General features: G+C 69.2%; 19 protein-coding genes and 9 pseudogenes. 16 read left to right on the top strand and 12 right to left on the bottom strand.

Annotated elements, in window-relative coordinates:
• Positions 1–275: 275 nt before the first annotated feature.
• A pseudogene (locus ACF068_RS07565) lies at positions 276–806 on the bottom strand (IS5 family transposase); the annotation flags it as partial.
• A gap of 685 nt (positions 807–1,491) precedes the next feature.
• On the opposite strand from ACF068_RS07565, the gene ACF068_RS07560 reads away from it, so the two are divergent.
• Both ACF068_RS07560 and ACF068_RS07555 read left to right on the top strand, forming a co-directional pair.
• Positions 1,492–2,061: a GNAT family N-acetyltransferase gene (locus ACF068_RS07560; protein ID WP_392273213.1), complete on the top strand. Its 570-nt coding sequence runs from the start codon at positions 1,492–1,494 to the stop codon at positions 2,059–2,061.
• A gap of 48 nt (positions 2,062–2,109) precedes the next feature.
• A pseudogene (locus tag ACF068_RS07555) lies at positions 2,110–3,599 on the top strand (IS1182 family transposase).
• A gap of 559 nt (positions 3,600–4,158) precedes the next feature.
• Here ACF068_RS07555 and ACF068_RS07550 read toward each other — a convergent pair.
• Positions 4,159–4,869: a hypothetical protein gene (locus ACF068_RS07550; protein WP_392273212.1), complete on the bottom strand. Its 711-nt coding sequence runs from the start codon at positions 4,867–4,869 to the stop codon at positions 4,159–4,161.
• The gene (locus tag ACF068_RS07545; RefSeq protein WP_392273211.1) at positions 4,866–5,390 is read right to left on the bottom strand and encodes an RNA polymerase sigma factor; all 525 of its coding nucleotides are present in this window, start codon (positions 5,388–5,390) and stop codon (positions 4,866–4,868) included. Before ACF068_RS07545 ends, ACF068_RS07550 begins: the two co-directional genes overlap by 4 nt.
• Before the next feature lie 1,305 nt (positions 5,391–6,695).
• Here ACF068_RS07545 and ACF068_RS07540 point away from each other — a divergent pair.
• From ACF068_RS07540 to ACF068_RS07520, 5 genes and pseudogenes are all read left to right on the top strand, one after another.
• Positions 6,696–7,889: an NAD(P)/FAD-dependent oxidoreductase gene (locus ACF068_RS07540; protein ID WP_392273210.1), complete on the top strand. Its 1,194-nt coding sequence runs from the start codon at positions 6,696–6,698 to the stop codon at positions 7,887–7,889.
• Positions 7,886–8,803, top strand: coding sequence for an RNA polymerase sigma-70 factor (locus tag ACF068_RS07535; protein WP_392273209.1), 918 nt, complete (start codon positions 7,886–7,888; stop codon positions 8,801–8,803). The genes ACF068_RS07540 and ACF068_RS07535 overlap by 4 nt, the downstream gene beginning before the upstream one ends.
• Before the next feature lie 89 nt (positions 8,804–8,892).
• Positions 8,893–10,566, top strand: coding sequence for an IS630 family transposase (locus tag ACF068_RS07530; RefSeq protein WP_392273208.1), 1,674 nt, complete (start codon positions 8,893–8,895; stop codon positions 10,564–10,566).
• A pseudogene (locus ACF068_RS07525) lies at positions 10,557–10,679 on the top strand (XRE family transcriptional regulator); the annotation flags it as partial. The gene ACF068_RS07530 and the pseudogene ACF068_RS07525, both read left to right, overlap by 10 nt.
• Positions 10,680–10,716: 37 nt before the next feature.
• Positions 10,717–10,869, top strand: coding sequence for a hypothetical protein (locus tag ACF068_RS07520; RefSeq protein ID WP_392273207.1), 153 nt, complete (start codon positions 10,717–10,719; stop codon positions 10,867–10,869).
• A 478-nt stretch (positions 10,870–11,347) separates the two neighbouring features.
• Here ACF068_RS07520 and ACF068_RS07515 read toward each other — a convergent pair whose 3' ends face one another.
• Positions 11,348–11,566, bottom strand: a complete 219-nt coding sequence (locus ACF068_RS07515) for a hypothetical protein (protein ID WP_392273206.1) — start codon at positions 11,564–11,566, stop codon at positions 11,348–11,350.
• A 517-nt stretch (positions 11,567–12,083) separates the two neighbouring features.
• On the opposite strand from ACF068_RS07515, the gene ACF068_RS07510 reads away from it, so the two are divergent.
• Positions 12,084–12,305 carry a hypothetical protein gene (locus ACF068_RS07510; protein WP_392273205.1) on the top strand — a complete coding sequence of 74 codons (222 nt, stop codon included), beginning with the start codon at positions 12,084–12,086 and terminating at the stop codon, positions 12,303–12,305.
• A 195-nt stretch (positions 12,306–12,500) separates the two neighbouring features.
• Here ACF068_RS07510 and ACF068_RS07505 read toward each other — a convergent pair whose 3' ends face one another.
• Positions 12,501–13,193, bottom strand: coding sequence for a transferase (locus ACF068_RS07505; protein WP_392273204.1), 693 nt, complete (start codon positions 13,191–13,193; stop codon positions 12,501–12,503).
• Here ACF068_RS07505 and ACF068_RS07500 point away from each other — a divergent pair.
• Positions 13,164–13,598 (top strand): annotated as a pseudogene (locus tag ACF068_RS07500) (glycosyltransferase family 2 protein); the annotation flags it as partial. The gene ACF068_RS07505 and the pseudogene ACF068_RS07500 sit on opposite strands and share 30 nt — an antisense overlap.
• Positions 13,599–13,667: 69 nt before the next feature.
• On the opposite strand, the gene ACF068_RS07495 reads toward ACF068_RS07500, so the two are convergent.
• Both ACF068_RS07495 and ACF068_RS07490 read right to left on the bottom strand, forming a co-directional pair.
• Positions 13,668–14,768, bottom strand: coding sequence for an NAD-dependent epimerase/dehydratase family protein (locus ACF068_RS07495; RefSeq protein ID WP_392273203.1), 1,101 nt, complete (start codon positions 14,766–14,768; stop codon positions 13,668–13,670).
• 171 nt (positions 14,769–14,939) lie between these two features.
• Positions 14,940–15,458, bottom strand: a complete 519-nt coding sequence (locus ACF068_RS07490) for a helix-turn-helix domain-containing protein (protein ID WP_392273202.1) — start codon at positions 15,456–15,458, stop codon at positions 14,940–14,942.
• Positions 15,459–15,580: 122 nt separating this feature from the next.
• Here ACF068_RS07490 and ACF068_RS07485 point away from each other — a divergent pair, with 122 nt between their 5' ends.
• Positions 15,581–16,072 (top strand): YbaK/EbsC family protein, encoded by a 492-nt coding sequence (locus tag ACF068_RS07485; RefSeq protein WP_392273201.1) that lies wholly within the window; start codon positions 15,581–15,583, stop codon positions 16,070–16,072.
• On the top strand, positions 16,069–16,848 hold the full coding sequence (locus ACF068_RS07480; protein WP_392273200.1) for an SDR family NAD(P)-dependent oxidoreductase: 780 nt from the start codon (positions 16,069–16,071) through the stop codon (positions 16,846–16,848). Before ACF068_RS07485 ends, ACF068_RS07480 begins: the two co-directional genes overlap by 4 nt.
• 213 nt (positions 16,849–17,061) lie before the next feature.
• Here ACF068_RS07480 and ACF068_RS07475 read toward each other — a convergent pair.
• The 4 genes and pseudogenes from ACF068_RS07475 to ACF068_RS07460 all read right to left on the bottom strand — a co-directional run bounded on the left by ACF068_RS07475 (position 17,062) and on the right by ACF068_RS07460 (position 19,580).
• A pseudogene (locus ACF068_RS07475) lies at positions 17,062–17,957 on the bottom strand (Tn3 family transposase).
• Positions 17,958–18,072: 115 nt separating this feature from the next.
• Positions 18,073–18,225, bottom strand: a pseudogene (locus tag ACF068_RS07470) (Tn3 family transposase); the annotation flags it as partial.
• Positions 18,222–18,605, bottom strand: a complete 384-nt coding sequence (locus ACF068_RS07465) for a hypothetical protein (RefSeq protein WP_392273199.1) — start codon at positions 18,603–18,605, stop codon at positions 18,222–18,224. The pseudogene ACF068_RS07470 and the gene ACF068_RS07465, both read right to left, overlap by 4 nt.
• Before the next feature lie 589 nt (positions 18,606–19,194).
• A pseudogene (locus ACF068_RS07460) lies at positions 19,195–19,580 on the bottom strand (barstar family protein).
• Between the two features lie 74 nt (positions 19,581–19,654).
• Between ACF068_RS07460 and ACF068_RS07455 the strand changes: the two are divergent.
• Positions 19,655–19,785, top strand: a pseudogene (locus ACF068_RS07455) (diguanylate cyclase domain-containing protein); the annotation flags it as partial.
• A 180-nt stretch (positions 19,786–19,965) separates the two neighbouring features.
• Here ACF068_RS07455 and ACF068_RS07450 read toward each other — a convergent pair.
• A complete protein-coding gene (locus tag ACF068_RS07450; protein WP_392273198.1) occupies positions 19,966–20,943 on the bottom strand; it encodes a LysR family transcriptional regulator in 978 nt (325 codons plus the stop codon).
• A 216-nt stretch (positions 20,944–21,159) separates the two neighbouring features.
• Here ACF068_RS07450 and ACF068_RS07445 point away from each other — a divergent pair, with 216 nt between their 5' ends.
• The 4 genes and pseudogenes from ACF068_RS07445 to ACF068_RS07430 all read left to right on the top strand — a co-directional run.
• Positions 21,160–21,837, top strand: coding sequence for a CatB-related O-acetyltransferase (locus ACF068_RS07445; RefSeq protein WP_392273197.1), 678 nt, complete (start codon positions 21,160–21,162; stop codon positions 21,835–21,837).
• On the top strand, positions 21,834–22,775 hold the full coding sequence (locus ACF068_RS07440; RefSeq protein ID WP_392273285.1) for a virginiamycin B lyase: 942 nt from the start codon (positions 21,834–21,836) through the stop codon (positions 22,773–22,775). The genes ACF068_RS07445 and ACF068_RS07440 overlap by 4 nt, the downstream gene beginning before the upstream one ends.
• On the top strand, positions 22,772–23,119 hold the full coding sequence (locus ACF068_RS07435; RefSeq protein WP_392273196.1) for a YciI family protein: 348 nt from the start codon (positions 22,772–22,774) through the stop codon (positions 23,117–23,119). The genes ACF068_RS07440 and ACF068_RS07435 overlap by 4 nt, the downstream gene beginning before the upstream one ends.
• A 432-nt stretch (positions 23,120–23,551) precedes the next feature.
• Positions 23,552–23,656: pseudogene (locus tag ACF068_RS07430) on the top strand (transposase); the annotation flags it as partial.
• Positions 23,657–24,002: the final 346 nt, after the last annotated feature.

Raw genomic sequence — 24,002 nt, 5'->3', positions numbered from 1 at the left:
GGCGCCTGACCGGCCGCAGGTGCCGGGACGCCGGTGGCCAGGGGCACTGCGGCGGCTTCCCTCACCGCTCTCGGGGAGCCGGAACACAGCTTCTGGGATACGGTCGGCTACACCGGCGCGGGTTCCTTCCAGGTGGCCTTTCCCTGGATCTGCGCCTCGGTCTGGCCGGGAGACAGCTCGGCCACGATCGTGCCTTCGAACGCTTGGCCTGGGGACAGCTCACCGACGGGGCAGGTGATTTGCTCCGCGGTGCCCTCGCAGGGTGAGGTGAGCGTACGGGTACGGCGGGGGTGACTCGGTGGGTGCCCGAGCACCATGGGCTTCAGAGCTTGGCTGTCGTGGGTGTTGGCGGCTGAGATGCCGACGAGAAGGGGCAGTCCGTTCGCGTCCGACAGGACGTGCATCTTGGAACCCGATTTGCCCCGGTCCACGGGACTCGGACCGGTGAGTTCACCCCCTTTTTTCGCCCTGACGTGGGCGGAGTCGAGGACCGCCTGGGACAGGTCGAGCAGGCCGGCGTCGTCGAGACGGTGCAGGATCTCCTCGTGCAGCCGGCCCCACACGCCCGCCCTGGACCAGATCAGGAACCGGCGATGCGCGGTCGACTTCGAGATCCCGAAGCACGGCGGCAGGGCCCGCCAGGCGCAGCCGGAGACCAGCACATAGATGATCGCGGCGAACAGCGTCTCATCAGGTGTGTCCTGCGTTCCACCGCCCTGCGGCCGAACCTTCGACGGTGGGATCAGCGGCTTCGCGATCTCCCACAACCCATCCGGAACAATCCAACTCCACGTGCCCCGCCCCATGACGACCTCAACGTCCGCCTCACCACATAGGACACGGTCTAAAGGGCCACGTGCAGCTGTCGCCGATCACTTCACCGGCTGTCCCGTCTTGGAGCGCCCCCTGAGCGACCTGCCGTCCCGACAGGTCGAAGACGCGCACGTGAGCACCGCCGCGCAGGTCGGCGAAAGCATCCGTTCCAACGCAGCCCTCGCCTTCTTGACCATGCACCCATGAGCCGAACACCGTGACCTTGCCCGCAGCGCTGAAGGCAGGGCCGTTCAAGGCCATAGCCTCCTCCCTCGAGGTCACCCACCACACCGCTCCTACGCCTGCTCCGCCGAGAACGATTCCGAGCACCAGGCACGCTGCTGCAACAGGCCAGCGCCGTCTGAGCGGCTCGGGCTTGGGGGCAGGTACATCTGAAGACTCTGCGAGCATGGTCCGATCATGGCAGCGTGGTCACAGGCACCACAGGGGAATCGGCAATGATCGTTAATGACGCCCTCGTCTGCCAACACGTCGTTCAGTTCCAAACCGTGACCGAGCTCCGCCAGGAGCGGGGGTCAGTAAACAACTCCTGGAATGCCGCGCCTCCTGGTGAAGTGCGGCTGCCGAGCGCTGCTCTTGAAAAGGCGTGGCTGCCGGGCAGTCGTGATGCGAAAATCAGTCCGCGCCTTGATCCACATCCGCGTCCCGGAGGTCCGCATGGACGTATCCTCGCTGCTGCCGTTGACCACGGCCCGGTTGTCGCTGCGTCTGTTCACTCCCGGCGACGCCGACGACCTGTACGCCTATCAGAGCCTGCCGAGCGTGGCGCGCTACTTGTACCGGCCGGCGCACACGCGTGAGCGCAGCGAGCAGGTTACCGCCGAGCGCGCGGCGCAGACGGTCTGGCGCGCCGACGGGGACAAGCTGGCGCTCGCTGTCTGCCGACGCGATGAGCCCGGCGTCCTTGGCGAGGTGAGCCTCGCCCTGGCCGATGCCCGCGCAGCCCAGGCCGAGATCGGCTGGACTCTCGACCCAGGTCACCAGGGGCACGGCTACGCGACCGAGGCGGCTGCGGCGCTGGCCGGGTTTGCCTTCGACACGCTGGGCGTGCACCGGCTCTACGCACGGCTGGATGTGGAGAACACCGGGTCTGTGCGAGTCTGTGAGCGCCTCGGGATGCGCCGGGAGGCGCACCTGGTCGAGAACGACCTCGACGGGGATCGCTGGGGCAGCGAGTACATCTACGCGGCTCTGTCCGCGGACCTTGGCAGTCGATCAGGCAATTGAGCCCGACGCCGCCTCCTGTTCGTGATCTTCCATATGGGAGAGTCCTGGATGTCTGGTGGGGATGGCCTGTTCGAGGTGGATCCGGCGGCGGTGGTGAAGGCGGAGATCGCGCCGACGGTGGCGGTGAAGAAGACCTTCCGGGCGTTCGTCCCCGATCAGATGCTGCTGCTCCCGCCGTCGCTGGAGGACTGGCTGCTCGAGGGGCATCTGGCCCGGTTCGTCGCCGACCTGGTCGACGAAGTGCTCGACCTCTCGCCGGTCCTGGCCGACCACACCGAAAAACGCGGCTACCCGCCCTACGATCCGCGGCTCATGGTGCGTCTGCTGATCTACGGCTACACCACCGGCGTCCGCTCCTCCCGGGCGATCGAGCGCCGCCTGGCCGACGACGTCGCGTTCCGGTTCCTGGCCGTCGGCCAGGAACCGGACTTCCGCTCGATCGCCCGGTTCCGCCGTCGCCATCTCGATGCACGCGCCGGCCTGTTCACCCAGTCGCTGCACCTCGCGACCAAGCTCGGCATGGTCAAGATGGGCCGCGTCGCGCTGGACGGCACGAAACTGGAAGCCAGCGCCTCCAAGCACAAGGCGATGAGCTACGGCCGCTTGGTCGACAAAGAAGAACGCATCGAGGCCGAGATCGCCCAGCTGGAGGCCAAGGCCCAGGGCCTGCTGGCCGAGGCAGAAGCCGCCGACACGGCCGAGGACGAGACCTTCGGCCGTGACGGCAAGGAAGCGGACCTGCCAGCCGAGCTGGACCGGCGTGAGAAGCGTCTGGCGAAGCTGCAGGCCACCCGCGCACAGATCGAAGCCGAGGCCGCCGCCATGCCGAGGACAAAGAACGCCGCCGGCAGGAGCATGCCGGCACCGGCGACGAGCGGGCCGTCGCCGACGCGGGCGATCAGGCAGCAGCCAAGTCGCGGCCCAAGCCCAAGGCCCAGGCCAATTTCACCGACCCCGACTCGCGGATCATGAAGAACAGCGACGGCGCCTACATCCAGGCCTACAACGCCCAGGCCGTCGTCGATGAAGAGCATCAGGTCATCATCGCCGCCGACGTGACGACCGATCCTTCGGACGCGCTGAACTACACCACGATGCTCGACCAGTCCGCACAGAACACCGGCGTCCACCCCAAGCAGGCCCTGGCCGATGCCGGCTACTGCTCCGAGACCAATCTCGAGGCCGCACGAGAGCGCCAACTGGCCTGCGACACGGACACGTTCATGGCCACCGGTCGACTCGCCCACGACGAGCAGGTCCCGCCCGCACCACGCGGACGTATCCCCAAGAACGCCACGCTGAAGGAACGCATGGCCCGCAAGCTCCGGACGAAATCCGGCAAGGCCGCCTACGCCCGCCGGAAAGCGATCGTCGAGCCCGTCTTCGGCCAGATCATGACCTGCCACAACGGCCGCCGGCTTCTCCTGCGCGGCGAGGACTGAGCCCGAGGAGAATGGCTGCTGCTGGCCGCCTGCCACAACTTCCGCAAAGCCTTCCGGCACGCGGGAACCGCAGGACTCGCCGCGGCGATCGCCTGACCGGCGCGGCCACCGGCCCTATCGGGCCGATTTCCGGACCGCCAGGACCGGCCACCGATCGCCCAAGGACACCGGCCGGCGACCGCGAGCGATCCGGCCGGTCGCGACCACCCGGTCAGTTTGCCCGTTACGGAGACACGCTCCTAGCCACCCCGAGAGGTTTAAGGGCTGGAGATCACCGGGATGGGCGGCGTCGCAGCACCATAGTTGACGCCTGCAGACGGGCGGCGGGCTGCACCCAGAGGTTGCGGACCGCCGCGCGTCTGACGGACCGGGGGTCTGCCGGAGTCAGATCTGCTGCTGGAGCAGGTAGAAGCCGAGACCGACGATGCCGGCGCCGGTGGCGTAGGCGGCGCCGCGCAGGGCGCTGGAGATCAGGGCGGTGCGTCGGCGGGCGATCCAGTGGCGGCCGCGGCGGATTCGCGGGGTCGTCTCCCATATGCGGGTGCGACGGTTAGTCTTCCCGGTAGATGCTCCGTTCTTCGGGGCGCTGGTGTGTGGTCCGGCGGGGGCTGGGCGGCCTAGGAACCTTCGGCCCCCCCCGCCGGAATTCTGCGTTTCAGGGGCGGCCGGCGAGTTCGTGGATGCGGTCGGTCAGGCGGGCGTCGGGGCGGCAGACCAGTCCGTCGGCGGTGTGACGGTCGGCCAGCTGGTCGACGTCGGCCTCCAGTCCGCCGGTCAGTACTGCCCTGCTGGCGTTGCGGCGAGCGGAGTCGTTCGTGAAGTGCTCCAGCGCCTTGAGGAAGGCCTGAGTGTCGACTTCGCGACCCCGGGGCGCATCCGGGCAGAACAGAGCGGTCACCTGCCGCTTCCAGAATTTCGCCTCACGCTCATCGCCGAGAGCAAGGTGGTCGAGGTAGAGACAGTACGCCGCGCCGCTGGAGCCGGCGCCGGCGGCGAAGCGCCACCAGAAGCGGGCGCTTTCGGGGTGGTGGGCGAGGTAGAGCATGCACGCGAAGACCTGGACGCCGTCGATGTCGACGCCGTCGGTCCAGCCGTCGAACTGCGCGACGGTGGCGTCGTCGCCGAGTAGCGCGGTCAGTTCCTCCATGTGGGCGGCCGCCCCGGCCTGGGTGACTACTACCCGGGTCATGACGCCGAGTCGGCGCCGGGCGCTGGGGTGGCCGCCAATGGGTGCCGGATCGGGGGACGGGAGGTGGGCGGTGTCGCGGGCGATGCGGCGCAGCCCGGCGCCGACATCGAAGGCGCGGCGGGGTTCGCAGACGGCGTTGTCGGCGTCGGCGAAGAGCTGTTCCCAGGTATCGCTCACTGGGCGTCCTCCTTCTTGATCGGCCGCGTGGCGCGGCGGTGGATGGGAGCGAGGCGCTCTTGGGCCTTGCGGATGTGGTGAGTGACGGTGCTGGGTGTGAGGCCCATGTACCAGGCGATCTTCTTGGTGTCGTACCCGCCGACGTAGCGCAGGACGATCGCGTCGAACTGGCGCGGGGGCAGCTTTGCGAGGGCCGGGTACAGGCCGATGCCGCTGTCGCGCGCGGCGAGTTCCTCGCGGTAGCCGCCGATCAGTCCATCAATGATGGCGCGGCGCAGGATCTGCCAGGTCTGTTTCTGCAGGTCGGGTTCGGTGAGCAGGGTGTCCCAGCGGGTGCGGATCTCCACGTAGGCGCGGTGGACGGCCTTCTCCGCCCGGTCGTTGGTCAGCAGGATCTTCAGCGCAAAGTCGTGGAACGTCTCCTGGTTGGTGAGGTAGTGGGCTTCGAACTCCAGTGGGAGCTGGAGCGGGACCTCCTCGGCCACAGGCACGCGGCCGTCCTCAGAAACGTCGTCGGTCATGGGGTCTCTTCGGTCCTCTTCGTTGAGGGGTGACGGAAAGGGCGGCTCCCGGGGCACCGCTGGGGATCACTCAACCGGCCCAACCGGCCGAACACGCACGCCCGGCCCGACAAATTTCACGCGGTGCGGTCACTCCGAAGCTCAAAGTGATCACTAGAGTGGCTAGTGCCCCTCTGATCTGTGCAGATAGTCACTCAATGGCATGATCTACATTCACTGCGTGATCGACGTCACAAAATGACACTTCCGATGCGTGAGCGACTTCTCGCCACTATCGAGTGAATTTCGCCAAACTCGGGCCTCTGACCGCCGAGTTGGCGATCGCGTCGTCCGGGACGTCGTCGCGCTCGGGGAGCGCGCGGCGGGTCAGTGGGCGCGGCGCGGCGGTCTGCCGCTCCACCGCCTGTGCGATGACCGGGGCCACGCGGGACGGCGGCGCGGCCTGGCTGTGTGCCTCGATCGAACGGCGGCAGCCGGCCGATTGGAGCGGGCGTGGCGGAGGCGGGGTCGGGTCGGTGGCCGCCATGGCGGGGCTGGCCTCCCGGGGGTGGACGGCAGGGCGCGCAGCGCGGCCGTTGGCTACCGTGGTGGTACGGAGCGCTTCTTCGATATTACGTTCCACGCTCATGGCTACCCCGACCCCCGCCAGGCTGGCCAGCCCAGCATGGACACCGCCGGCACCCCGCGAAGTCGCCGAGTGGCGCGCACAGCTGCGTAACCACATCCGCAGCAAGGCGGGCAGGCAGATGCTCGCCCAGACCGTTAACGCCGGGCACACCGCCGTACTCCCCACCGTGCCCGGGATGGACGCCTCCCCCGGCGCGGTCGCCTCGGTCCTGCTGTCGCGCGCTCCGAGCAGCGCCGCCTGTTCGAAGCCACCCTGTACTGCGCAAGCGCCGACATGACCTCGCTCGCACTCGCCGCAGCCGCCAGCCCGCCCACCGAACGATCGCCATCGCCTCGGGTGCGGTTCGCTTCGAGTGAAGCTCGCTATCAAGCGGTGAGGATGTAGTTCTGCTGGTCGGGGGGTGGTGTAGAGGCGGTCGTGCTCGCGGGCGGCGTGGAGGCACCAAGCCCTGCCGCCGACCTGCAGCTCCTGTTGGCTCGTCAGTTCCCGCGCGGGGCCAGTTCGATCATGGTTGAATGCTGCGTCGCGGCGCTTGGGGTGCTGACGCCGCGCGCCCGTTCTCTCTTCGCGATGTGACGCAGGTCGCATCAGCTCCATGTCACGAACGGAAGGGCAGCTTGCGTCTGGTGGTCGTCCGCACGGCGGGAACAACCGACACGAATAGAGATGGCAGAGCGATGAATGCGACAGCAGCGCAGCAGCACGAGGTCCTGGTCCTGGGTGCCGGCTACGCCGGGCTCTCGGCCGCGATCCAGCTCGCGGCCCGTACCAGGAAGCGTGGGAACCTGCGAGTGACGCTGGTCAACCCCTACGTCAACTTCACCGAGCGGCTCCGACTGCACATGACCGCCACCGGCCAGGAGACGGCCGAGATGAACATCCCGGAGCTGCTGGACGGCACCGGCGCCGCCTTCGTCCGCGGCTGGGTCACAGCCGTGGACGCCGAGGCGAAGACCGTCCGGATCGACGACGACCGGGTCCTGCGCTACGACACCCTGGTCTACGGCCTGGGCAGCATCGCGGACACCGTCGCCGTCCCCGGCGTGGACGACCACGCCTACACCCTCAACAGCCCGCAGGACGCCGGCTTCCTCGCTGACCGGCTGACCCGGCTCGACGGCGGGACCGTCGTGGTCGGCGGCAGCGGCCTCACCGGTGTCGAGGCCGCCGCGGAGATCGCCGAGCGGCACCCAGAGCTCCAGGTGGTGCTGCTGGGCCGGCAGGAGCCGGGCGCGAGCATGCACCCGAAGGCCAAAGCCTACCTGGACGCGGCGCTCGCCCGGGTCGGCGTGCGGGTGCTCAGCGGCGTCGAGGTGGCCAAGGTGCTGCCGGACAGCGTCGAGCTCGCGGACGGCTCCGGCATCCCGGCGGCCGCGGTGCTGTGGACCAGCGGCACTCGCGTCTCGCCGTTGGCTGCCGCCGCGGGCCTGACCGTCGACGAGCGCGGCCGTGTGGTCACTGACAGTGCGCTGCGCTCGGTCTCCCACCCGGAGGTCTACGCCGTGGGCGACGCGGCGGCGATCCGTCAGGGCTACGGCGTGATGCACGGGACCTGCCAGGGCGGTATGCCCACCGGTGTGCACGCGGCCCTCTCGATCCTACGGGTGCTGGCCGGCAAGGAGCCCAAGCCCTTCCGCTTCGGCTACTACCACACACCCGTCAGCCTGGGCCGCAATGACGCCGTCGTGCAGTTCACCCACCCCGACGACAGTCCGCGCCGGCTCGTGCTGACCGGCCAGCGAGCCGCGAAGTACAAGGAGACGGTCACCGCCGCGCCGTGGCCGACCTTCGCCCGCATGAAGAAGATGCCTGCCTCAGGTGCGTTCTGGCCGCACGGCGGCCGCTACACCCGGACACGGAGCGCCAAGTGACCCAGCCGCAGCAGACCAGCCCCGACCAGCTCGCCTTCCAGCAGTACCGCACCCTGCTTTTCTCCGTCGCCTACCGCATCCTCGGCTCCGCCGCCGACGCCGAGGACGTGGTCCAGGACGCCTGGCTCAAGTGGTCGGCGGCTGACCGTTCCCAGGTCGCCGACTCCAAGGCCTACCTGACCCGGATCGTCTCCAACCTGTCGATGGAGCGGCTCCGTTCGACCCGCCACCAGCGCGAGACATACGTCGGGCCCTGGCTGCCCGAGCCGATCCTCACCGGCCCGGACACCGCCGACGGCGTCGCCATGGCGGACTCGGTCTCCATGGCCCTGCTGGTCGTCCTGGAGACGCTGAGCCCCCTGGAGCGCGCGGTCTTCGTGTTGAAGGAGGTCTTCGCCTTCAGCTACGCGGAGATCGCGGACGCGGTGGAACGCTCGGAGCCGGCGGTCCGGCAGGCCGCGCACCGTGCCCGCGAGCACGTCCAGGCCCGCCGACCTCGTTTCACCGCGGACCGCGCCCGCCAACGCGACGTCACCGAGCGTTTCTTCGCTGCGGTGACGGGCGGCGACATCAACATCCTCATGGAGCTGCTCTCCCCGGACGTGACGCTGTGGACCGATGGCGGCGGCAAGGTCCGCCAGGCCCTCAAGCCGGTCGTCGGCCTGGAGACCGTGGCCCGTTGGTTCGCCGCGCTCGGCACCGTGACCTACCAGGGCATCGGGCCTGGGCAGATGCGGGCAGAGCTCACCTGGATCAACGGCGGCCCGGGCGTGGTCTTCCGCGGCCCGGACCGCGTGATCGCCACGCTGACCTTCGACTTCGACCCGGAAGGCCGCGTCTCGACCATCCACAACGTGGCCAACCCCGACAAGCTCCACGCCGTCGCCGACGGCACTCGGCACGAACTCTCCTGAGCCGCCCGCTCGATATCGACGCCCGCCGGAATCCCCGTGAGCGCCAGGGCCCGCTCCCCTAGCACGGGCCGGGCCCAGGGGGAAAGCGGATGCGGCAGGCTGCGGCCGTTCGTGATCCACTTCTGCTGATCGGCACTGCCTTGCCTGTTGCCACCGCGCGCCCGATAGTCCTGAGCGCCGCCGAGCGGCACCGGAAGAAGGCGGCCTGGGGCCACAAGACCGAGCACCGGGCGCGGGCGCAGATCGTGCTCCGGGCGGCTCGGGGCAGGTCCAACGCGCGCAATGCCGTCGAGGTCGGAGTACACGTGGACACCGTGCGCACGTGGCGGGGCCGGTTCGCCAACCCGGGCCTGCCGGGACTGGCCGATCGCAAGCGCACCGGACGTCCCGCCCACTTCACCCCCGTGCAGGTCGCCGAGGTCAAGGCGCTGGCCTGCCAGCTTCCCGCCGAGGCCGGCGCGCCGCTGTCGCGCTGGTCGTGCCCGGAACTGGCCCGCGAGGCCGTCGAGCGCGGCATCGCACCCTTCCTGTCGGCCTCCACCGTGCGCCGCTGGCTCGACCAGGACGCGATCAAACCCTGGCAGCACCGCTCGTGGATCTTCATCACCGACCCGGACTTCCGGCCCAAGGCGGCCCGGGTCCTGGATCTGTACGGCCGCACCTGGGACGGCGAGCCGCTCGGCGTGGACGAGTACGTGATCAGCGCGGACGAAAAGACCTCCATCCAGGCCCGCTGCCGCTGCCACCCCAGCCTCGTGCCCGGCCAGGCGAGAGCGATGCGGGTCAACCACACGTACGGGCGCGGCGGCGCACTGGCCTACCTGGCCGCCTTCGACGTCCACCAGGCCACAGTGTTCGGCCGCTGCGAGGCCACCACCGGCATAGCCCCGTTCATGACCCCGGTCGCCCAAGTCATGAGCCAGGAGCCCTACGCGAGCGCGAAGCGCGTGCTTTGGATCGTCGACAACGGCTCCTCCCACTGCGGCAAGGCCGCAGCGGACCGCATTGTCGCCGCGTTCCCGAACGCCGTGCTGGTCCACACCCCGGTGCACGCCTCCTGGTTGAACCAGGTGGAGATCTTCTTCTCCGTCGTGCAGCGCAAAGTCGTGGCGCCCAACGGCTTCACCGACCTTGCCCAGGTCGGGGACCGGCTCCGAGTCTTCGAAGACCGCTACAACGCCACGGCACAGCGTTCCAGTGGAAGTTCACTGCCTCCGACCTGGACGATCTGCTGGCCAGGATCGACCTGCACACCGCCGTCGCCCGGCGGGGATGGCCGGAGCAGGCTAGCCCAGGGTGCGGCACAGCTTGGCGGCGCCTTTGTACTGGATGCAGACCTTCGTGTTCCTGGGGGGGAACTGCGGGCCCGTGTGTCCGTCCCTGCCCCAGGAGACCTCGTTGAAGTCGCCGACCGTCGGGCCCTTGGTCCAGCTCGTCGCGGCCTTCATCGGCTTGCCGGGCTTCTGGTAGAGCCAGCGGGCGTAGTAGGTGTGCCCCTTGGTCGTCGAGCTCTTGGAGGTGTACACCCAGCCCACCCCGCGCTGGGCGGAGCCCTTCTTGTGCCAGTACTTCACGACGATGCCGTAGCCGCACCCGGGCGTGCAGGCGTTCGTGCGCTTGTCGACGAAGGATGCGGCCGACGCCGGCGCCGTCGTGGCGGCCGCGAGCCCCGCGGCGAGCAGTGGTCTAATCCGCTTCGCCGTCAACCGGGGCCTGGCCGTCGTCCCTCACCGGTAACGTCGAAGGCGACGTCCTGCGGCTGACCGCCGCGAACAAGGGGACCTGGAAAGCCTCCGAGCTCCAGCGGAGTTTGGCCGAACACGGCCTGGTCATCTCGGCCGGGAAGATGTCCGGGCTGTGGTCCGGCCAGCCGATACGTCCACGTCCAGCAGACCCGGGTCGAGGACGCCTGGGTGGCCGGGCAGCAGCGGGCCGCGAATCAGCGGACCGTGCTCGGTGCGCTGGCCTGGGCCGCGGGCGGCGAGAAGGCCGCCTACCCCCGCATGCTCCCCAAGCAGCCGGAGCCCGAGCCGGTCCCGCTGGCTCCCCTGCGTATCGTGGACTGAACGCTCGCGTCCGAACGCGAGTGCAGGAAGTGTTTCGATCGAAACGCCTTCCCCGAACATGACAAGCCGTACCTAACGTGCCTGCATGCGCAATCGGGCTTCGCCCCCTAGATATCTGCGGCTGCGCGGCCGTCGCGGGCTTCCTCCGCACCACCGAACTGGAGCCCGCCGAGCGGGCTGCTCTCGATCAGGGGGTGGCCGTACGGCGCGGCCAGGGCTACACCTTGCGCGTCACCGCCGCTCCCGCCGTGCACCGTCGGTGTGCGCCGTGAACCGCCGGTCGATCGGCGGCACGGTGAGCGTCACGGGCACTTTCAGCGGCATCGGATGGTGACCTCCCCTGACGCGATGACGATGGGCGGCTTGGGCGGAGGGAACAGGGCTGGCTCCCTGGCCGGGGTGGACCCGTGCGGGCTGATGCTCGCTCACCGGGCGTCCCCGTTCTGTGCGGTGGGGCTGTCGCGCCGGCCATCTCGTCCTAGGTGACCCCGTGGCCGGGAGTGGCCCGCAGGGCCGTGGCCCGGGCCCGGTCCTTCGCGATCCACTGGTGGACTTCCGCAGGGACGGTACCGCCCTCGCGGATGAGCCGCTCGTACAGGGCCACCCGGCGGCCGCACAGGTCGGCCTGTGCCTGCGGGTTCGGGACTAGTTGGTCCTCAAGCAGGCAGTGGCTCGCGCCGTCGGCGAGCAGCAGCATGGAGGTAGTGGAGTGCCGGGGCAGGCCGCCGCTGACCGGGTGTGCCTGGTCGGCCCGGCTACCTCGACGGCTACCGCGACCGTCTCGCGGCGGCCGTCGAGCGGCTGATGGGCGTGTCCCTGGAGTGTCTGCCCGCCCTGGACCTAATCGGCGAGTACGGCGCGCAGCCGAAGGTCCTGCTGTACGTCGACCCGCCGTACCTGGGGTCGACGCGCGGCTGGGGCCGCAACTACCGGTGCGAGATGACGAACGACGACGAGCACCAGGAGCTCGCGGCCGCGCTGCACTCGTGCACGGCAACCATCCTGCTGTCCGGCTACGACAGTCCGCTGTACGCCGAGCTGTACGCCGGCCGACGCCGCTACGAGCAGTCGACGTTGGCCGGCAACGCGACCGCGGACAAGGCCCGTACCGAGGTCATCCGGGCGAACCGCCCGCTGGCCGGCCAAAAGACCTGTTCACCCGACCCCGCCCACACCAGCGCGGGGCCGCCCATCACCATCAAGGAGTCCCCGCCGTGCGCGACATTCTGCTGGCCCTGCTCATCCCCATCCTCATGTGCGCGTCCGGCCTGTACGCGTGGGCCGAGTCCCGGTGGCGCAAGCGCCGCCCCCGCCAGCGGCCCGTGCCGTACCTCCCAGAGCCTGCGCCGCCGCTGGTGGTCGAGGCCGAGAGGCTCGTCGCCGACACCTACCGGCTGCTGGCCCCGCTGTACGACACCAGCGGCCCACCCCGATGAAACCCAACCCCCGCTCACGGCACCCGAGGGAGGTGAGAGCCGCGCCCCACCCGTACCTCCTCGCAGCGGCTCTCACCCTCTGCACCGCGGCAGGCACGTACCTCGCCGTACGACGCCAGACACGCACCCTGCGGCGCGCTCTCTCCCGGGAGCGCCCCGCAGCCCGTCTCACCCAAGCCGCCCAGCACCGCGACATCACCACGCTGCGGGCAGGGGGCGACAAGTCGGTTCCCAGTGCCCGGATCTCCGGCGCGCTACGGCGGGTGGTGGGCCCGTGGAACGTGCCTGGGCCCCGCTCCAGAACGCGGGGACCGGGGCTCTGCGACGCCGATCATCACAGGGGTGACGGATCCCCAGACCGGCGGCTGTGTGCGGGAAGGTGACCATGCAGTTGTCCGGAATGGTGCGGATGGCCAGGGTGACGCCGCTGGCGATCTGGCAGCATCGGCCGATCGCCGCGCCGGGGCCGATGCTGATGTTGTTGCCGGTCTGGGTGTCGTCGCCGATCACGGCCCCGAACTGGGTCGTGCCCGTTCGGTACAGGCCGGTCGTGGTACACGTGATGACTTCCCGGTCGGGTGTGCGCATGTCGGTGGTCATCTTGATGGCGGCGACGGTGACGTTGGCGGAGAGATGGGTCCGGGCGCCGAGGATGGTCCGGTTGATGCCGATCCGGCGTCCCAGAACGGCATCTTCTCCGACGAAGGCGGCGGTGACTTCGCAGTTGAAGCCGACCTGGGCGCCGGCGCACAGGAGGCTGCCCTTGCGGACGGTGGTGAATTCGTGGACCTTGACGTCGGGGCCGATGATCACGTCGTCGCCGATGATTGCCGAGGGGTGGATGTAGGCGGAGGGGTGGATGCGACCACGTTCCTGGGCGGCGGGCACGCCTTGTCGATGCGGATGCTAGAGAGGACCGGCAGCTGGCCGGATGCCTTCTTCTTCACCCACGAGGAGACCGACCTGGCCTGGCGGGCCATCGACCGGGGCTGGGACGTCCTGTACGAGCCGGAGCTGGTCCGCCAGCACCCCAGAACGTCCCCGGCACGGCACGCGGTCTACTACCGGATGACGGCCCGCAACCGGGTCTGGCTGGCCAAACCGCACCTGCCCGCGCCGCTCGTCCCCCTCTACCTCGGGGTGTGGATCGGCGTGACCGTGGCCCGCACGCGGTCGCTCGCCGGTGTGCGGGCCTGGTTCGGCGGTTTCGCCGAAGGTGCCAGGACCTCCGGCGGCCCGCGCCGCCCTATGCACTGGCGCACCGTATGGCGGCTGACCCGGCTGGACCGCCCCCGGTCATCTAGACCGCGGCGGCCTGCCGCAGCCAGTCCGGCGCGGCGGCCGGGGTGCTGCGGAGCCACTTCACGTAGCGGTCGACGCCTTCCGCGACGCTGACCTGCGGCTTCCAGCCCAGGACGTTCTCCATCTTCCGGACGGCCGCGTACCCGCCCAGCGGGTCACCGGCCGGCAGCGGCGTGTCCAGGAACGCCGTGTGCGGATAGTGGCGCTGCACCAGCTCGGCGACCTTGCGCACGGTGGTGGGCACGCGGTGCCGATGTTCACCGTCTCGGTGTGCGCCCTCGGGCTGATCAGGGCGCGCAGGGTGCCCTCGGCGACGTCGTCAACGTTGACCAGGTCCCGCACCTGGTGGCCTCCGCCGTTCAGGTGCAGAAGAAGGCCCAGGTGGGCGCGGGCGGCGAACCAAGCCACGACCCAGGAGTGGGAGTTCTGCTTGATGGTCTGCGGTTCGCCGTAGACGGAGAAGTACCGGACGATCGCGTACGAGGTGCCGACCTGGCCCAGGACCAGAGCAGTCTGTTCCTCGCCCCACGCCTTGGCGTTGCCGTAGACGGACTTGGGCCGCATGCGGGTGAACTCGTGGAACTGGGGCGGGATCCGGCCGTGGACGGACTCCAGCAACTGCCGCATGGTCAGCAGGACAGGGCTGTCGGTCTCCTCAGGGTTGCCGTCGCCGTAGAAGCTGGCGGAGGAGACGAACACCAAGCGGCGCACGCGGTCGGTAGCGGCCACGGCATCCAGGACGGTCTGGGTGCCAGCGACGTTGGTGTCGATCGCGGCCAGCGGCTCGCGGGTGCACGCGGCGACGTCCGCCAGGGCGGCGGCATGGATGACGTAGTCCGCTTCGGCGACGACCTTGCGGACCAGGGCGCGTCCCGGACGTCGCCCAGGACCGTGTCCGGGTCCGAGGAGTGGACGTCGAAGAGGTCGGCGTACACGTGGTCGGGGTAGGCGTTCATGGCGCACAAGGACACCGGGCGGGCCCCGAGGCTCCGCAGTTGGGTGCTGATGCGGGAGCCGATGAGTCCCGCGCCACCGGTCACCAGCACGGTGGCACCGGAGAGGACGGCGAGATCTGAGCGGTGATGCACGATGCCTCCAGCAACGAGGTTCGGGTGGATCTCGTGACGGGCCCGGCCCCGCGAGCACCGGGCGGGTGAGCATCAGTCAACGGCCCGCGACAAGGCAGGAGGAGGGAAGCCCGACACAAGAAGCCGGAGAACGTCGGCACGAACTTCCATCCCTCGTCGGAGGCGATCGCCGAGATCACCAGCCTCCTCGCGCCCGGCGGCAGCAGGCGCTGACCGCAGTCGGCCCAGCGGTACCGATGGCGCATCACTGCGGGTAGCACACGATCAGCAGGGCCTCGACGTCTCCAGCGGGTGCCTGATAAAGGTGCGGGACATCAGCGGCCCAACTGCCGTGCATGCCCGGGCCGACCAGGACAGAGTCGGTGAGCCCACCGACGCGCGCCATGCCGGCAAAGACGATGATGTGCTCCGTCGTACCCGAAGAATGAGCGGCGGACTCCTGCGTCGCTCCGGAGCGGATGCGAACCCGGTAGGTCTCCGTAACGGAGGTATCAGCCTCGAACCGCTCAATAAGGACGGCTTCGACGGCGTGACCGGAGATCTTGGCGGGAGACGCGAGATCGTGCAGAACGGTACTCAGAGGCACCTTGAGCGCTGTCGTAAGAGCGTAGAGCGTTTCCAGAGTGGGGTTGCGCCGGCCGCTCTCCAGTTCGGAGAGCGTCCCCTTGCCGATCTTGGACCTGCGCGCCAGCTCGGACAGTGACATCCCCTGCGCCTCGCGCAACTCCCGCAAGCGCAAGCCGACACTGGCGGCCAGATCCATGAAGCCCCCTTCCCGTCTGCAGAGGCCGGTTGATCCAGGCCTCTTGAGGGATCTATCGTTCCACACACAGAACGTTCCGTATATGGAACGCACGACGGTGCGACGTTGAATGGAGGAGTCACATGGCGCCCAAGAAGGGCACATCCCTGCCCGTCCGCAGTATGGAGGTGGCCCGCATCCTCGCTGAGGCCGGCATCAGGGGCCAGGTACGCGAGTTGGCAGAGTCGACGCGCACGGCCGCCGAGGCCGCCGAGGCCCTTGGGTGCGACGTGGGCGCAATTGCCAACAGCCTCGTGTTCATCTCCGACGACGAGCCCGTTCTCGTCCTGACCAGCGGTCGGCACAAGGTGGACACCACAGCACTCGCCGCCCGGTGGGGACGCGGCAAGCTCCGGCGCGCCACCCCGGAACAGGTGCGTCAGGCCACCGGACAGGCGATCGGAGGCGTGGCTCCGGTCGGCCACCCCCAGGCGCTTCCTACCGTGGTCGATGCAGCCCTGAGCGACTACCCCCAGCTCTGGGCCGCCGCCGGGACGCCGCGCACGGTCTTCCCGACCACCGCCAGTGAACTCCTCCGGATCACGGGCGGGCTCCTGCTCGCTGTCGGCCCGTGACCAGGGGTTCCCTCGGCCCAGGGACCGATCTGACCGGGCAGGTGGCACTCGTCACCGGGGGCTCAACCGGGCTCGGCCGGGCCATCGCGCTGGGCCTGGCATTCGCCGGATCCACAGTGGTGGTGGCCAGCCGACGGCTGGAGGCATGCAGACAGACAGCAAAGGAGATAATCGCCCGAACCGGAGGTACTGCCGCGGGTATGTCCTGCGACGTGACCGAGGACAATTCGGTCCACGACCTTGCCCAGGACATCGTCAACCGGTATGGCCGCCTGGACGTGCTCGTAACCAGCGCCGGAATCCAGGCCCGAGGCGCACTCGGTGCGCTTGACGCCACCACGCTGCGGCGCTGCCTGGACGTCAATGTCGTCGGAACCTTCCTCTCCTGTCAGGCTGTTGTGCCCGCGATGCGGCAGGCGGGGTACGGCCGCATCGTCACCCTGGCCAGCGCTCTGGGACTGGTCGGTGCCGCAGGCCGGGCAGGCTACGCAGCCAGTAAGGGCGCGGTGGCCCAACTCACCCGCAGCCTCGGCGTCGAACTCGCAGGCACCGGCATCTGCGTCAACGCGCTGGCTCCCGGTCCCTTTCGCACACCGCTGAACGCCGGCGTCGACGACGACCCGCATGTCCGGGACTTCCTGGACCACCAAGTCCCCATGGGACGCTGGGCCGACCCCGACGAACTCGTCGGCGCCGCAGTCCTATTGGCCAGCCCAGCGGCGTCCTACCTTACGGGCGCGGTGCTGCCGGTCGATGGTGGCTGGACCGCCCACTGACAGCATGGGCGCCCCATGCCGTCCGGCACGGATTCGGGCCGGGCACGATTCGCGGTGCTGACCGAGCCCGCCTGCCGGCACGGGTGGGCGCAATATTGCCGCCGGCTCACGGCGCCCACCCGCCGCTGAACAGCACTGACGGGTGGGCCTCACCCCGGAGCCGATCACTCGTCGTCCGGGCATCCAGGTCGGGCAAAGACCGCAGGCCGCCACTCAATACGGGGAGATGGAAGGAGTAGCGGCCAAGCATGTTGGTGTAAGCCTCACAAACGGCGAGAGGCGTACCACGTCCTCGTCACGGACGTCGAAGCCGTCCGCCCGCAGCTGGTGTACCGCGGCGTCCATGTACCGCGTGTTGAACAGCACGAGGGCGTTGAGGACAAGACCCAGGGCGCCGATCTGGTCCTCCATACCGTCCTGGTAGCGCTGGTAGAGCTGTCCAGAGCGGCCGTGGAAGATCTTCCGGGCGAGCGCGTGGCGGCCCTCCTGGATGTTCGCCTGCGCTCTTGATCTGCCTTCGGTAACCCGGCTCGTCGGCCAGGCGCATGATGTGCAAGGGGTCTTGGCGATCCGCCCGTAGTGGGCGATCGCGTCGCCGAGCGGAGTGGGGCGCCCGTCCCGCGACAGCATCCGGATCACGTCGTACGCGCGCACGGTGCCAATGTGGATGGAGCCGATGATCCGGAGGATGTCCTCCCAGTGGCGTTCGATCCGGGCGAGGTCGACCCGGCCGCGGGCGGCGTCCGAGGCGCCGCAGTCGGCGGTGCGGTCGATGCGCCACATCTTCTGGTCCGGCAGGTCGGCGAGCTGTGGCGCGTACGCGAACCCGGCCAGGGTGAGCAACCCGAAGACGATGTCGCTGTAGCTCGCGGTGTCGGTGCAATCATCTCGGGGCGCTTGCCGCCGTCGCGGTCGTACAGGACGTCCAGCACGTACAGGGAGTCGCGTGGGATGCCGGCCACCACCTTCCCGCCGAGCCCCGCAGCCTGGTCGTTGATCATGTTGAGCCAGGTGGCGCCGCCCCGGCGCCCGAAGTACTTGGGGTCGGGCCGGGCGTACACCGACGGCACGGGGACGACGAACCGCATCCCGTCCACGGAGGCGACCAAGCCGCCGCCCCACGCCTGCGCGAGCGGGATGGCTGCCTGGTAGTCGATCAGTGTGGGCGTTCGCCGCCCGATACGTCGCCAGCCGGAGGTAGGTCTGGTCGACGTGGGACAGCCGCCCGTACTTCAGCGCGTCCGCGGCTCCGATGACCGGGGTGTAGCTGACGTTGCAGCTGTGCGCGACTAGGAGCGCGGCGATCGTCACGTGCAGGTCCTTCAGCCGGGCCTCGCCGCCGGTGACCGAGGTGAACGCCTGGTCGGCGCCGGTCACGAGAACACCTCCAGCAGTGCCTCCGGCAGGTCGACCCGCGGCAGCATCGCCTCCACCGCCTCCCGCAGGTCACGCAGGGAGGTGGGTTCGGGCTCCGGCTCCAGGGCGGCGAAGTGCAGGCGGCCGTCGTCGTCGAACACGATCTGGGAGTTCGCCGGCACCCGTCCGGCGACCTCACGGTAGGTGCCGTCCAGCAGGGCGGCCCGCGCCGCCAGGTGCTCACCGGTCTCGGCGGGCAGGTTGAGTGAGGCGAGCACGGTTGGCTTGGCCTGGTCCCACGCGTCTCCGTCCAGCAGCTTCGCGCGGGGGTCGCCCCACTTGGAGGAGTTCTGCGCGAACACCTGCTTGCTCCGCAGCATCCGGTGCAGCTGCTCCAGCATGCAGAACGCGTACGCCTTCCAGCCACCGTGCCCGGCTCCAGATGAGGCGCGGACAGCACCAGCCGCCGCCACGAGCCGGTGAGCAGCCCGGTGTCGACCTCGGCGGGACCGACCTTCTTGCGTCCCATGAGATCCGGCAGCGACTTCAGGGCGGTGAGGACGGGCAGGCCCTCCGGGGTGGCGCCGAAAGCGACCACCGTCACCAGGAGCTTCAGGAACGGCCGCACGGTGCCAAAGCGGGTGACGAGCTGGGTCCGCCATGCCTCGTCCGCGTCGGAGTCGAGCGGCGGGGTCAGCTCGAACAGCGCGGCGATCGCCGCCGCCGGCTCATGACGCGGCACGACCTGCTCGATCCGCTCCCACATCGCCTCCAGCGTCTCCACCTCGGACGGACCGATCCTCCCCGGCGTCGGTGTCGACCTGCTCGTTCGTGGTGTCGAGCCCGGACTAAGACCCGGGTCACTGATTTGGGCATTCCCCAGATCAGACAACCCTGAATGCACACGAGGTGCGGCTTACCCACCAAACACGCCGTACCTCGCCCCACCCTCATGGAGAGCCCTGCTGAACAAGGCGTCCTCGTAACCTGTCACCGGAGTCGCAGGACGCCAGGAGCGCGATCCTCGAAGATCTCGACCAGCCAGTCGAAGACAGTGGTTCCGCGCTCTTCCCTTGCTGCGGCAAGGTCGGCGCCGACCTTGGGGCGGTTCGTGGGGTGACAGCGTGACAGCCGAATCTCTAGCTGGCGGGCTGTCTCCGGATAGCCGAGATGTTGGCGAGACACCTGGTGGTCGCACCACTCAACCACGTAGTCATCGTCGTCGGGTGCCCCGCAGCCACCGCTGAGGCAGTCGGCGAAGGCGTCGAGGTTTCGGCCGAAGTAGCCCCGGGGCCGTTGATCGCTTCGCCGATGACTCGCCAGAAGTCTTCCAGCGTTCTGATCTGCCTGCCGTCCAGCACATATGTCGGTGTCACGGCTCGGAGGATACGTGCAGCCAGCTCTGCGGCTGCGTCCCCTCGATTCTGGCCGCCTCCGCTCAGTCCGGAAAAACCACTTCAAGGGCCCGAACGACACCCACGGCCACGCCGCCGGCGACGCCGCGCTCGCCGCGACCGGCGAGCGCCTCGCCCGCTGGGCCGGACCCACGGAGTCGTCGGCCGCCTGGGCAGAGACGAGTTCTTCTCTGAACGACTGAGGTCGAAGCGGTGTTGTCGCCTGGGCTGACAACAGTGATCGTCGCGGTACGCCTGGTGCGTGAGGTATTCGCAGGGAGGCGGGCTGACGGACGAGCGGCGGGTGTTCCGCGAGGGCATCCGGATGCGGCGGCCGAGATGCTCGCCGGGCATCACGACAATAAGGTCATCGCCCGGGAGCTTCGGGTGTGCCTCCGGTCGGTGCAGCGACGGCGCCGTGAGGGGAGCAGGCCGGGCCGAGGGGCCCGCCCCTACCGCACCATCGGGCCCCGTGCTCCGTCGCCGCCTCGGCGAGTGCGTGCACCAGCGGGGTCGCGCGGTCCGTACGCCAGATCAGGCCCCATTGGACGGGCGGTGCATCGTGGATGGTCACAAAGGCGATGTCGGGCTGTGCGTAGTAGCGCCGCCCCTCGTCAGGGACAGTGCACACCACATCCCCTATCGCGACGAGGGCGAGGACCTCGTAGAAGGTCGCCACGGACGGGCCGCGGCGGATCGGGCGCCCCGCCGGTGTGTAGAGCGGCAGGACAGCGCTCACCCAGTAGGCGGGCACGGAGCCGGCCAGGCTCGGCACCTTGTGGTCGCCGAGCACTTCCATGCTCACCGTCACCTGCCCGGCAAGCGGATGGTCCGCGGCCACCATCAGGCGAAGCGGTTCCTCGCGCAGCACCACGCCGACGGTGAGGTCCGGCTCGCGCACCGGCAGCCAGGCGGCCAAGGTGTCGACCTCACCGGCCCGCAGCGCTCCGAACGGATCACTGAAGAACACCTCTTTGAAACGGAGTTCGACGGCGGGGTGCCGGGACCGGAAGTGGTCGAGGACCGAGCGCATCTCATGCATCTGCGCACCCATCACCCCCACTGTCAGCGTGGCGGGAGGCCGACGGGCGATGGCCGTCACCTCGGCCATGGCCGCCTGGATGTCCTCAAAGGCCGGCTTCAGCCTCCGGTGCAACTCTTCGCCAAGGGGAGTCATGCGTACATGCCGGCTGGTCCGCTCGAAAAGCTGCGCCCCGATGCGACGTTCCTGCTTCTTGATCGCCTGGCTGACACGAGCCGGGGAGACCTTCAGGCGTTCGGCGCTGCGACCGAAGTGAAGCTCCTCGGCGAGCGTCAGAAAGATCTCTATGTCCCGCAGTTCCATCCCGCTCCGCCCCCGTCGCGCGGCTTCCGATCCGGTTGCCGGGCGGCGGTCCCGGATCGTGAACCTCTGAGTTAACGACTCTAACAAGATCGGCAGTTGTTCCCGGGCTCGGTGCTCCGCATGCTGGGACGGAGCCAGTTCAGCCGCCTCTGGGGCTCCCACACCCTGCGCTGCCTGCTTGCCTGCCCCTTGGAACCCATAGGGAGAGATTCCCGCGTGACGTCTGACCGCAATGCTGTGTGCACACCCGATCCGGACACGCTCCATCCACTGCCGGAGCACGAACGGGTCGTCTTCCTCAAACCCCTGGTCACCGGGACCCACGTCGTGGCGGGTGACTTCACGTATTACGACGACCCCGACGGCGCGACCGACTTCGTCCAGCGCAATGTGCTGTACGCCTACGGTCCGGAGCGCTTGATCATCGGCAAGTACTGTGCGATCGCCACCGGCACGAGGTTTCTGATGGCGGGCGCCGACCATCCGTCGATGGGGACGTCCACCTTCCCTTTCACCATGTTCGGAGGCCGGTGGGCCGAGGAGACGCTCGACATCGTCACCGGCATGCCGAGCCGCGGCGACACAGTGGTCGGCAACGACGTGTGGTTCGGATACGGGGCCACGGTGATGCCGGGCGTACGGATCGGTGACGGTGCCGTGATCGCGGCGGGTGCCGTGGTCACGACGGATGTGCCGCCGTACACCATCGTGGGCGGGAACCCGGCCAGAGCGATCAGACAGCGCTTCGACGACCAGGCCGTCGAGCAGCTCCTGCGCGCCGCCTGGTGGGACTGGCCCGTCGACGTGGTGAGCGCCAACGCCCGCACCATCATGGCCGGTTCCCCACAGGACATCGCCCGCATCGCCGCCACCGAAGGTCTGGGGAAGCGATGACGACACGGCAATTCGAGGAGTATGTGGTGTCCGATCCCGCCGGCGGCCCATACGCGATCACCACGGGTCCGGACAGCGCGCTGTGGTTCACCTTGGTGCACAGCGGCCGGATCGGACGACTCGTCCCGGGGCAGGAACCGGTCCATCATCAACTGGCCCCGGACAGCGGTCCGACCGCCATCTGCACCGGGCCGGACGGCGCCTTGTGGTTCACCCAGTACCGTGCGCACCGGATCGGCCGGATCACCACCGCCGGCGAGGTGACCGAGTTCCCCCTGCCCACCGCGCAGTGCGGTCCGTTCGGTATCGCCGTCGGGCCAGACAGGGCTTTGTGGTTCACCGAAACCGCCGCGGACCGCATCGGCCGGATCACCATGCAGGGCTCGGTCACCGAATACCCGCTGCCGCGCACCGGCGCGTTCCCCTCCGCGATCGCCGCGTCCCAGGACGCGATGTGGTTCACGATGAACCAGGCGGGCGCCATCGGCCGCATCGACATGGACGGCCTCATCACGGTCCACGAGCTGCCCACCGAAGCGGCCGCACCGGTAGGGATCACCGTGGCCCAGGACGGCACCGTCTGGTTCACCGAGATCGCGGCCGGTCAGATCGGCCGCAGAACACCCGACGGCCGGATGACTGAGTACCCGCTGCCCGACCGGTCGGCCCGGCCGCACGCCATCACCACCGACGCGCAAGGCACCACGTGGTTCACCGAGTGGGGCGCGAACCGGGTCGGTTCACTCACCGGTGACGGCAACGTCACCGTCCATGACCTGCCCACCCCGGCCTCCGAACCGCACGGCATCACGGTGGGCCCGGACAGCGCGCTATGGACCGCGCTGGAGACAGGTGCACTGGCGCGCCTCGCCCCGACCGCCATCGATGCGAGAACCACCAGTTCTGCAGTACCCACCGAGAAGAGGAACCTGTCATGAAGTATGCCCTCGTCATCTTCGAGACCGACGCGTCACGCGCCCGGATCCAGGCCGACCGCGATGCCCACCGCGCGGCCTACGAGACATGGATCGGCAAGCTGGCTGACGCGGGCAAACTTGCGGGCGGCGATGCCCTCGACACCGAGCATCAAGGCCCTGTCACCGTGCGTACGGCGGCGGACGGAACCGTCTCGGTGACCGACGGGCCTGTGCACGGCGGCGAAGAAACCCTCGGCGGCTGGTTCCTGCTGGAGGTGATAGATCACGCTGAAGCCATCGAGCTGGCCCGCAGCTTCCCCACACCTGAGACACTCGAACTCCGGCCGGTCCTCGAATCCGCCTGAGGAGCGTCCCCTGCCCAGGCGTTAGACCGGCGCCCACGAGGCCCACCCCGGGGGCCTGAGCAGGGCCGCTCTGAACACCCAGAAACACATTGGCAGGACGAGTATCAGCGGTTGAACTCGTCGCCGGCCGCATTCCGCCACCCGTCGGGGCAAGCGCCAGTAGTGCCGTATCAGGCAACGTTCGCCCTGCGCCTTACAAGTCAATGCAATAGGGGGCTTGACGAACGGCGGCACGCCCCACGACGAGCCGGCGGCCTGCGGTGCGCTCTTGACAGTCGCTTCATAGTTGGGCGGGATGGTAGGTGCGCACTGGGCGCGGTTACCGGGGCGGGGGACACGTGGTGGAAAGCGTCGGTGGTCCGGACCACGTGGAGATACTGGAGCGTTGGGCCCGTGACTTACAGATGCTCCGGGCTCACAAGATTGCCTCGGAGGTTGAATTTCCTGGAGTTCTGCCGCTACCTGCGCAGCCTTCATCCGCCCGAGGTCCGCATCGCGATCGTGCTCGACAGCTACTCCCGGCACCTGACCACGAAGGAAGAAGGACACCCGCGTCGGCGCACGGTCCTCCCATCAGCACGCAGGCCATGCGGTTTACTCAGGCCCCAGGTAACGAGCGCCGGTTGAAGAAGCAGGCGTGCGCGTACGTCGTCCCGTCTGGGCGCCCCGTAGGAGTCCAGCCCGCCACCCTCCGCTTGCCGAAGTGCTCCTGGAACTCCGCCCACTCCCCCGACGACGTGGGCCCTGGTACTTCCCCGGTGGCCGGAGCTGGCGGCGCGGGTCGAGGCGCTTGGCCTCTTCCCGGGGCCTCCAGCGGCAGCCTGCGCGGGACCCCGGCGACGACCTCTCCATCAAGTTCTCCGTGCTGAGTGCGGCACGCGGG

Origin of the sequence: Streptomyces sp. NPDC016309 (assembly GCF_043077235.1) — a bacterium.
Lineage (GTDB): Bacteria > Actinomycetota > Actinomycetes > Streptomycetales > Streptomycetaceae > Streptomyces.
The sequence above is the reverse complement of the archived record's forward strand: the minus strand, read 5'-3'. Positions and strand labels throughout refer to the sequence as shown.

What these genes read in the sequence shown, in the direction of transcription:
- ACF068_RS07490 (WP_392273202.1), bottom strand. Translation starts at nt 15,458, where the DNA reads ATGGATCTGGCCGCCAGTGTCGGCTTGCGCTTGCGGGAGTTGCGCGAG.
- ACF068_RS07450 (WP_392273198.1), bottom strand. Translation starts at nt 20,943, where the DNA reads ATGGAACTGCGGGACATAGAGATCTTTCTGACGCTCGCCGAGGAGCTT.
- ACF068_RS07515 (WP_392273206.1), bottom strand. Translation starts at nt 11,566, where the DNA reads ATGCTGCTGCTCGCCGACGGCGCGAGCCACTGCCTGCTTGAGGACCAA.
- ACF068_RS07485 (WP_392273201.1), top strand. Translation starts at nt 15,581, where the DNA reads ATGGCGCCCAAGAAGGGCACATCCCTGCCCGTCCGCAGTATGGAGGTG.
- ACF068_RS07465 (WP_392273199.1), bottom strand. Translation starts at nt 18,605, where the DNA reads ATGCTGGAGCAGCTGCACCGGATGCTGCGGAGCAAGCAGGTGTTCGCG.
- ACF068_RS07530 (WP_392273208.1), top strand. Translation starts at nt 8,893, where the DNA reads ATGCGGCAGGCTGCGGCCGTTCGTGATCCACTTCTGCTGATCGGCACT.
- ACF068_RS07495 (WP_392273203.1), bottom strand. Translation starts at nt 14,768, where the DNA reads ATGCTCACCCGCCCGGTGCTCGCGGGGCCGGGCCCGTCACGAGATCCA.
- ACF068_RS07440 (WP_392273285.1), top strand. Translation starts at nt 21,834, where the DNA reads ATGACGACACGGCAATTCGAGGAGTATGTGGTGTCCGATCCCGCCGGC.
- ACF068_RS07435 (WP_392273196.1), top strand. Translation starts at nt 22,772, where the DNA reads ATGAAGTATGCCCTCGTCATCTTCGAGACCGACGCGTCACGCGCCCGG.
- ACF068_RS07545 (WP_392273211.1), bottom strand. Translation starts at nt 5,390, where the DNA reads ATGACCGACGACGTTTCTGAGGACGGCCGCGTGCCTGTGGCCGAGGAG.
- ACF068_RS07560 (WP_392273213.1), top strand. Translation starts at nt 1,492, where the DNA reads ATGGACGTATCCTCGCTGCTGCCGTTGACCACGGCCCGGTTGTCGCTG.
- ACF068_RS07540 (WP_392273210.1), top strand. Translation starts at nt 6,696, where the DNA reads ATGAATGCGACAGCAGCGCAGCAGCACGAGGTCCTGGTCCTGGGTGCC.